The 6,264-nt window shown below is 70.6% G+C and carries 7 protein-coding genes; all 7 read right to left on the minus strand.

Features of this window, described 5'->3' with window-relative positions:
• Window positions 1–154, minus strand: a 154-nt coding sequence (locus tag AC1DY2_RS13300; protein ID WP_476762867.1) for a PTS sugar transporter subunit IIB, incomplete at its 3' end; no start/stop codon positions are given.
• The gene (locus AC1DY2_RS13305) at window positions 151–624 is read right to left on the minus strand and encodes a PTS sugar transporter subunit IIA (protein ID WP_476762863.1); all 474 of its coding nucleotides are present in this window, start codon (window positions 622–624) and stop codon (window positions 151–153) included. The genes AC1DY2_RS13305 and AC1DY2_RS13300, both read right to left, overlap by 4 nt.
• 50 nt (window positions 625–674) lie before the next feature.
• The gene (locus tag AC1DY2_RS13310; RefSeq protein ID WP_476762868.1) at window positions 675–1,787 is read right to left on the minus strand and encodes an adenosine deaminase; all 1,113 of its coding nucleotides are present in this window, start codon (window positions 1,785–1,787) and stop codon (window positions 675–677) included.
• 66 nt (window positions 1,788–1,853) lie between these two features.
• Window positions 1,854–3,161, minus strand: coding sequence for a thymidine phosphorylase (locus AC1DY2_RS13315; RefSeq protein WP_476762864.1), 1,308 nt, complete (start codon window positions 3,159–3,161; stop codon window positions 1,854–1,856).
• On the minus strand, window positions 3,158–3,577 hold the full coding sequence (locus AC1DY2_RS13320; protein ID WP_476762865.1) for a cytidine deaminase: 420 nt from the start codon (window positions 3,575–3,577) through the stop codon (window positions 3,158–3,160). The genes AC1DY2_RS13315 and AC1DY2_RS13320 overlap by 4 nt, the downstream gene beginning before the upstream one ends.
• Before the next feature lie 65 nt (window positions 3,578–3,642).
• Window positions 3,643–4,932 carry an ABC transporter permease gene (locus AC1DY2_RS13325; protein ID WP_476762866.1) on the minus strand — a complete coding sequence of 430 codons (1,290 nt, stop codon included), beginning with the start codon at window positions 4,930–4,932 and terminating at the stop codon, window positions 3,643–3,645.
• Window positions 4,929–6,245 carry an ABC transporter permease gene (locus tag AC1DY2_RS13330; protein WP_476762869.1) on the minus strand — a complete coding sequence of 439 codons (1,317 nt, stop codon included), beginning with the start codon at window positions 6,243–6,245 and terminating at the stop codon, window positions 4,929–4,931. Before AC1DY2_RS13330 ends, AC1DY2_RS13325 begins: the two co-directional genes overlap by 4 nt.
• Window positions 6,246–6,264: the final 19 nt, after the last annotated feature.

Genomic DNA, 6,264 nt, shown 5'->3' on the forward strand with positions numbered 1-6,264 from the left:
TCACCTGGGCGTCGGCCGCGGCATCCGAGATGCCTGCGAGGTCGCTGGCGCTGACGTCGGCGCTGAGGCCGAGGCGATCGAGGGCGCGCTCGGCGTTGACCTTCAGGATCGCCGATGTGCCCACGCCCGCACCGCAGACCGCCACGATCCTCATGCGCCTGCGCCCTCGACCGGGCCCGCCTCGACGCCGAGCAGGCTGCGCACCTCGTCGGCGGTCGTCGCGCGGGCGATGCGGCCGACGATGCCGCTGTCGTTGAACGCGTTCGCGAGCCGCGCGACGGATGCCACGTGCTCCTCGGCGTTCGAGACGGCGAGCCCGACGACCACGCGCACGGGATCGTTGTGCGGATGCCCGAACGGCACCGCCTCGGCGAGCGTGACGACCGCGAGGCCCTCGCGCCGCACGTCGGGGCCCGGACGGGCGTGCGCCAGGGCGAGGCCCGGGGCGATGACCACGTAGGCGCCGAACTCCTCGATGACGGCGATCATTCGGTCGGCGTACTCCGACCGCGTCGCTCCCGATCGGGTGAGCGCCCGGCCGGCCTCGCGCACGGCGGCGCGCCAGTCGTCGACTGTGGCGCCGAGCACCACGGCGGTGTCGGGCAGCGAGGGGATGGTGGTCATTGGGGTCCGTTCAGGGCGCGTGGGGTCGCGGCGAAGCCTCGCGGCGCCGGTCAGGCTTCGTCGAAGCCGTCCTGGATGAGCTCGGCGAGCTCCTCGCGGTCGTCGAGCGGGAGGAAGGCGGATGCCGCGGCGTTGAGCTGGAAGGTCTCGAAGTCGTCGAGGTCGTACCCGAAGGCGTCGCTGAGCAGCGAGAGCTCGCGCGTCAGGGAGGTGCCGCTCTGGAGGCGGTTGTCAGTGTTGACCGTGACGCGGAACCCGAGCTGGTAGAGGAGGTCGAACGGGTGGTCCACGAGCTCGTCCCCCCACGCCGCGATCGCGCCGGTCTGCAGGTTCGACGAGGGGCTGGTCTCGAGGGCGATCTCGCGGTCGCGTACCCATTGCGCGATGGGCCCGAGCGAGACATAGGTGTTCTCGTCGTCCTGCCGCTCGATGGTGAGGTCTTCGGCGATCCGCACGCCGTGGCCGAGGCGCAGGGCGCGACCGTCGAAGAGCGCGCTGCGGATGGACTCGAGCCCGTCGGCCTCGCCGGCGTGCACGGTGACCGGGAAGAACTGGGAGGCGAGGAAGTCGAAGGCGGTGCGATGACGTGCGGGGAGGAACCCGGCCTCGGCGCCCGCGATGTCGAATCCGACCACGCCGCGGTCGCGGTGACGCACGGCGAGCTCCGCGATCTCGAGCCCGCGATCGGCGTGTCGCATCGCGGTGACCAGCTGCCCGGCGCGGATGGCCTGCCCCTGGTGCCGGGCATCGTCGATGCCCTGCTCGATGCCCTCCTGCACGGCCTCGACGGCCTCATCGAGGCTGAGCCCGCGCGCGAGGTGCTGTTCGGGCGCCCAGCGGATCTCGCCGTAGATCACGCCGTCGGCCGCCAGGTCTTGCACGAACTCGCGCGCGACGCGCTGCAGGCCCGCGCGGGTCTGCATGACGGCGGTCGTGAGATCGAACGTCTTGAGGTACTCCACGAGCGAGCCGGAGTTCGACTGTTGGGCGAACCATGCCGCGAGCGCCTCGCCGTCGGACGCCGGCACCTCGAGGCCGATCTCGTCGGCGAGCTCGAGGAGCGACTGCGGGCGCAGGCCTCCGTCGAGGTGGTCGTGCAGCGACACCTTCGGCAGCGCCTGGATGTTCGTGCCGTCGCCCTCGAGGCGGTACTCCGTCGGAATCGTGTTCACGTGTCCACGATAGCGGCGCCCCGCCCGCGAAGTCTCGGCAATCTCGAAGCTCGTGGGCTAGCGGTCTCGCCCGATCCGATCCGCGATGAGCGGGCCGCCGTCCTCGACGGCCTCACCCGCATCGCCGATGCGATAGGCGCCCTGCACCGCTTCGAGCGCGCGACCGAACCGGGCCGGCTCGTCGGCGTGCAGCGTGAACAGGGGCTCGCCGGCACGCACCGCGTCGCCGGGCTTCGCGTGCAGCTCGACGCCGGCCGCGTGGTGCACCGGATCCTCCTTGCGCGCCCGGCCGGCGCCGAGGCGCCACGCGGCGATGCCGAAGGGCAGGGCCTCCTGCTTCACGAGCACTCCGTCCCGATCGGCGGTGACCACGTGCTGCTCCCGCGCCACCGGCAGCGGCGCATCGGGATCGCCGCCCTGCGCGGCGATCGCCCGTCGCCAGGTGTCCATGGCCCGGCCGTCGTCGAGGGCCGCCTCGACGTCGGCGTCGTGGACGCCGGCGAGCTCGAGCATCTCTCGGGCGAGGGCGACCGTGAGCTCCCGCACGTCGGCGGGCCCGCCGCCGGCGAGCACCTCCACGGATTCGCGAACCTCGTTGGCATTGCCGATCGTGAGGCCCAGCGGCACGTTCATGTTCGTGATGAGCGCCGACGTCGCCACACCGGCATCCTCGCCGAGTTCGACCATCGTGCGGGCGAGCTCGCGCGAGCGCTCGATGTCCTGGAGGAAGGCGCCGGAGCCGAACTTCACGTCGAGGACGAGCGCCCCCGTGCCCTCGGCGATCTTCTTCGACATGATCGACGACGCGATGAGCGGGATCGCCTCGACGGTGCCCGTGATGTCGCGGAGCGCGTAGAGCTTCTTGTCGGCCGGCGCGAGCCCCGATCCGGCGGCGCAGATGACCCCGCCGACGTCGCGGAGCTGGGCGAACATCTCGTCGTTCGTGAGGTCGGCCCGCCACCCGGGGATCGACTCGAGCTTGTCGAGGGTGCCGCCCGTGTGGCCCAGCCCACGACCGGAGAGCTGCGGCACGGCGACCCCGAAGGTCGCGACGAGCGGCATGAGCGGCAGGGTGATCTTGTCGCCCACGCCACCGGTGGAGTGCTTGTCGGTCGTCGGCTTGCCGAGGCCCGAGAAGTCCATGCGCTCACCCGACGCGATCATGGCCATCGTCATGTCGCGGATCTCACGACGGGACATCCCGTTGAGGAAGATCGCCATGGTCATCGCCGACATCTGCTCGTCGGCGACGTAGCCCCGCGTGTAGGCGTCGATGAGCCAGTCGATCTCGGCGGTGTCGAGCTCGTGGCCGTCGCGCTTCGCGCGGATGAGGTCGACCGCGTCGAAGGCCTCGACCGCGCTCATGCGGACGTCCCCTTGAACTCCGCGAGCTGGCGGGGACCGAACGCGTCGGGCAGCACCTCATCGATCGTCTTCACGCCCGACACCGTCTCGAGGAGCATGCCCTCGGCGGAGTGCTCGTAGAGGAGCTGCCGGCAGCGACCGCACGGCATCAGCGTGTTGCCGTGCCCGTCGACGCACGAGAACGCGACGAGCTTGCCGCCGCCCGACATGACGAGCGCCGAGACGAGTGAGCACTCGGCGCAGAGGGTCACGCCGTACGAGGCGTTCTCCACGTTGCATCCGCTCACGACCCGGCCGTCGTCGACGATCGCGGCGGCCCCGACCGGGAACTCCGAGTACGGCACGTAGGCCTTGGCCATGGCCTCGCGCGCGCGGTCGCGCAGCGAGGCCCAGTCGATCGCATCCGTTGCGGTCATGGTGCTCCCCCGTTCAGGATCGRCCTTCGGTGAGATGACGGATGCCGCGGCCACGCGGCATCCGCTCAGGACTTGATGTACGGCTTGCCGGCCGCAGCAGGCCCCCGCACCTTGCCGACCAGCCCGGCCACGGCGAAGATCGTGACCACGTAGGGCAGCATGAGCATGAACTCGCTCGGGACCGGCGACCCGATGACGGAGAGCGTGTTCTGCAGGTTCGAGGCGAACCCGAACAGGAGCGCCGCCAGGGTCGCCTTGATGGGGTCCCACTGGCCGAAGATCACGGCGGCGAGGGCGATGAAGCCCGCGCCCGCGGTCATCTCCTTGTTGAAGGCGATGCCCGAGCCGATCGTGAAGAACGTGCCGCCGAGGCCGGCGATGGCGCCGGCGAGGGCGACGTTCCAGAACCGGGTGCGGTTCACCTTGATGCCCACGGTGTCGGCCGCCTGCGGGTGCTCTCCGACCGCGCGGAGGCGAAGGCCCCACTTGGTGTGGAACAGCCCGAAGTACACGAGCGCCACCGCGACGTACATGAGGTAGACGACGAGGGTCTGGCGGAAGAGCACCGGCCCGATGATCGGGATCTCGCTCAGCACGGGGATCGGCAGGCGCTCGAAGCGGGGCGGCGTGTTGAGCTGGGCCGCGTTGGGCGCGAGGACCTGGGAGAAGAAGAAGCTCGTGAGGCCGACGACGAGCACGTTGAGCACCACACCGACGATGACCTGGTCGACGAAGTACTTGATCGCGAATGCCGCGAGCACCATGCCGACGAGCATGCCGGCCACCATCGCCGCGATGAGCCCGAGGATCGGCTGGCCCGTGATCGACGCCACCACCGCCGCCGTGAACGCCCCGGCGAGCAGCTGGCCCTCGATCGCGATGTTGATGACGCCCACCCGTTCGCCGAGGACGCCGGCCAGGGAGCCGTAGATGAGCGGCACCGCGAGGCTCAGCGAGCCGAACAGCAGCCCGATCACGGGGATCGCCGCACCGGACGCCGCCCACGTCAGGAAGCCGAACATGAACAGGATCGCGAAGACCACGACGAGCCAGATCGGCACGCGGCGCTTCGACGCCACGAGCATGGYGGAGTAGGCGGTGGCGAGCGCGAGCAGCACGATGGTGATCCAGAGGGTCGGCATCGTGGGCACGGTGATCTCGGGGAGCTGGATCACGTCGGACTGGGTCGACAGGCGGAAGGTCGTCTCGCCGTCCTGCGGCGCGAAGACCGCCAGGGCGATCGCGAGGAGCGTGAAGATCGCGAACGCGATCGGCGCCTTCCAGCTCGTGACGACGGTCGTGTCGAGCGCGACGACCTGCGGCGCGGGAGCGGGGTGCTGCACGGCGGTGCTCACTTCGCCTTCACCTCCTGCGTGACGTTCGGGACGGGTCTGCGCTTCGGCGAAGCCGGGTCGGGCAGGCGGAAGATCGTGCGCACGAGCGGCGGCGCCGCGATGAACAGCACGATGAGCGACTGCACGACGAGCACGATCTCGATGGGAACGCCCTCGGCCGCCTGCATCGAGAAGCCGCCCGCCTTGAAGGCGCCGAACAGGATGCCGGCGACGAAGATGCCCCAGGGCGTCGACCGCCCGAGCAGGGCGACGGTGATCGCGTCGAATCCGATGCCGGCGTCGATGCCGGCCGTGAAGCCGGTGGTGACGGTGCCGAGCACCTGGCTCACGCCGGCGAGGCCGAGCAGCGCGCCGGAGATGAGCATCGCGTAGATGTACATGGACGGCACGTTGATGCCGGCGACGCGCGCCGCGTTGGGGTTCTCGCCCACCGCGCGGAACCGGAAGCCGAGGCTCGACCGGCTGAGGATCCACCACACGATGATCGTCGCGACGACCACGAGGATGAAGCCGAAGTGCAGGTTGAACTGCGGTCCGAGGAGGGCGGGGAAGATCGCCGTCTCCTTCATCGCGGGAGTCTTCGGGTTGCTCGATCCCGGCGCCTGCAGGAGGCCCGGGGTGCGCAGCATCCACGACACGAGGTAGAAGGCGACGTAGTTGAGCATGATCGTGACGATCACCTCGTGCGCCCCGGTGCGCGCCTTGAGCGCACCCGCGATGCCCGCCCACAGCGCGCCGCCGATGAGGCCGCCGAGGAGGGCGACCAGCATGTGGATGCCCCAGGGGAGGTCGAACCCGAACGCCAGCCAGCCGGCGACGGATGCCGCGATGAGCATCTGCCCGCGACCGCCGATGTTGAACATGCCGACGCGGAACGCGAGGCCCACGCCGAGGCCACCGGCGATGAGCGGCGTGGCGAAGGTCAGCGTCTCGGTCAGCGGGCGGATGCCGGAGATGAAGTCGTCGCGCCGGAAGTTGTAGACGGAGCCCTGGAAGAGCGCGGAGTAGGCTCCGGACACCGATTCCCAGATGGCGATGAGGGTGTCACCCGGACGGGCGAAGAAGTAGCCGCTCGCCTCCTGCACGCGCTCGTCGGTGAACGCGATCATGATCGCGCCGACGAGCAGGGCCAGCAGCACCGCGAGCACCGAGATGATCGCGTTGCCGGTCGTGATCTGGTGGAGCGTCGTGTGCCAGCGCGACGGCGGCGGCACCTCGGCCGGCGCCGCGGCGCCCGGCGCGCCTGCGACGGGGACCTGACCGTCGACGACGGCCTGCGACGCCTCGGGCGCGACGGCCCCGGGCTCCTCGATGGCGATGTCGGCGTCGAGG

The organism is Agromyces sp. P1_H4 (genome assembly GCF_056405255.1).